The 2,280-nt window shown below is 53.3% G+C and carries 2 tRNA genes and 2 rRNA genes; all 4 read left to right on the plus strand.

Annotated elements, in window-relative coordinates:
* Window positions 1–58, plus strand: a 16S ribosomal RNA gene (locus ACKAMS_RS33515); the annotation flags it as partial.
* A gap of 204 nt (window positions 59–262) precedes the next feature.
* Window positions 263–339, plus strand: a tRNA-Ile gene (locus tag ACKAMS_RS33520).
* 60 nt (window positions 340–399) lie between these two features.
* Window positions 400–475: transfer RNA gene (locus ACKAMS_RS33525), tRNA-Ala, on the plus strand.
* Window positions 476–701: 226 nt separating this feature from the next.
* Window positions 702–2,280: ribosomal RNA gene (locus tag ACKAMS_RS33530) — 23S ribosomal RNA — on the plus strand; the annotation flags it as partial.

Raw genomic sequence — 2,280 nt, forward strand, 5'->3', positions numbered from 1 at the left:
TGGGGTGAAGTCGTAACAAGGTAGCCGTAGGGGAACCTGCGGCTGGATCACCTCCTTTCTAAGGATGCTTCTCCAGTCTCTCACGAGACTATTGAGGCTCCGCATAGCGAAAGCGGCCTTGGTCGTGAATAGCAACAAATGCGGGGCGCCGCCGTCTCCGTTTCTCTTTCCTCATTTCGTCATCGACGCTGCGAACATTCGGTTCGCTTTGTTGATGGCGCGATCGCGAGCCTGGGGATCTCCCGGCCTGTCGCACTGCCCTAGGCCCGTAGCTCAGGTGGTTAGAGCGTACGCCTGATAAGCGTAAGGTCGGCAGTTCGAGTCTGCCCGGGCCTACCAGTCCTTTGGTAAGGACGTGCGATGGTCGCCGATGAAGCTCTCCTGGCTAAACTCCTGAAAGGGGCCTTAGCTCAGTTGGTAGAGCGCCTGCTTTGCAAGCAGGATGTCATCGGTTCGAATCCGTTAGGCTCCACCAGGCGCTTCAAGTTCGATGCTTGAGCAACTCGCGATCATATCAAGTTTGCATCCGGTCGCGTGATCGGCTGCATTGACATTGTAAAGGAAGAATTTGACCGGCTCCTCATAAGCTTTCAGGTCAGGTTCGAGAAGATATTGTCTGACAAAGTAAAATCAGGCGTAGGTCCGGCGGATACCTCTTTCCATCCCCCGGATAAACCTATGCATGAGTTTTGCTGAGAAACGATCAAGCGTTGAAGGGCTTCTGACGGATGCCTTGGCGTAGAGAGGCGATGAAAGACGTGGCAAGCTGCGATAAGAACCGGGGAGGCGCTAGCACCCTTTGATCCGGTTATCTCTGAATGGGGAAACCCACCTTTGCGGTCTTCCAACTCTGCTTTTCGGAGCAGCGATTGGATGATCGCTTAAAGGTACAATGACCTGAATACATAGGGTTCATTGAGCGAACCCGGGGAACTGAAACATCTCAGTACCCGGAGGAAAGGACATCAACCGAGACTCCCGTAGTAGTGGCGAGCGAACCGGGACCAGGCCAGTGCTCTTGTGAAATAAAGTCGAACGGAATGGAAAGTCCGGCCATAGCGGGTGACAGCCCCGTAGACGTCAAACAGCAAGAGACTCGAGTAGGGCGGGACACGTGAAATCCTGTCTGAACATGGGGGGACCACCCTCCAAGCCTAAGTACTCCTCTACGACCGATAGTGAACAAGTACCGTGAGGGAAAGGTGAAAAGCACCCCGACAAGGGGAGTGAAACAGATCCTGAAATCGGAAGCCTACAAGCAGTCGGAGCCCCCAAGCGGGGTGACGGCGTACCTTTTGTATAATGGGTCAGCGACTTCATGTGTCGAGCAAGCTTAAGCCGTTAGGTGTAGGCGCAGCGAAAGCGAGTCTGAATAGGGCGCTAAGTTCGACGTATGACGACCCGAAACCAGGTGATCTATCCATGAGCAGGATGAAGGTAAGGTAACACTTACTGGAGGTCCGAACCCGTGAATGTTGAAAAATTCTGGGATGACTTGTGGATAGGGGTGAAAGGCCAATCAAACCTGGACATAGCTGGTTCTCCGCGAAATCTATTTAGGTAGAGCGTCCGACGAATACCCTGGGGGGTAGAGCACTGGATGGTTGCGGGCTGCGCGAGCGGTACCAATACTAACCAAACTCCGAATACCCAGGAGTACTATCGGGCAGACACACGGCGGGTGCTAACGTCCGTCGTGAAAAGGGAAACAACCCTAACCATCATCTAAGGCCCCCAAGTCATGGCTAAGTGGGAAACGATGTGGGATTGCTTTGACAATCAGGAGGTTGGCTTAGAAGCAGCCATCCTTTAAAGAAAGCGTAACAGCTCACTGATCAAGCGATCCTGCGCGGAAAATGTAACGGGGCTAAAGCCATGCGCCGAAGATATGGGTTTGCAGTTTACTGCAAGCGGTAGCGGAGCGTTCCGTAAGCCTGTGAAGGTCAACTGTGAGGTTGGCTGGAGGTATCGGAAGTGAGAATGCTGACATGAGTAACGATAAACAGTGTGAGAAACACTGTCGCCGAAAGACCAAGGGTTCCTGCGTAAAGCTAATCTGCGCAGGGTTAGTCGGCCCCTAAGGCGAGGCTGAAAAGCGTAGTCGATGGGAAGCAGGTAAATATTCCTGCACCAGCTGGAAGTGACGGATGGCATAAGTCGTCGGGGCTTATTGGATTGTTCCCGGCGGTGGCGTTGTCCCTGGAAATAACTCCAGCAGAGACCGTACCCGAAACCGACACAGGTGGTCAGGTAGAGTATACCAAGGCGCTTGAGAGAACT

The organism is Rhodococcus sp. 5A-K4 (genome assembly GCF_046097995.1).
In the GTDB taxonomy this organism is placed as follows: Bacteria; Actinomycetota; Actinomycetes; order Mycobacteriales; family Mycobacteriaceae; genus Rhodococcus_F; species Rhodococcus_F erythropolis.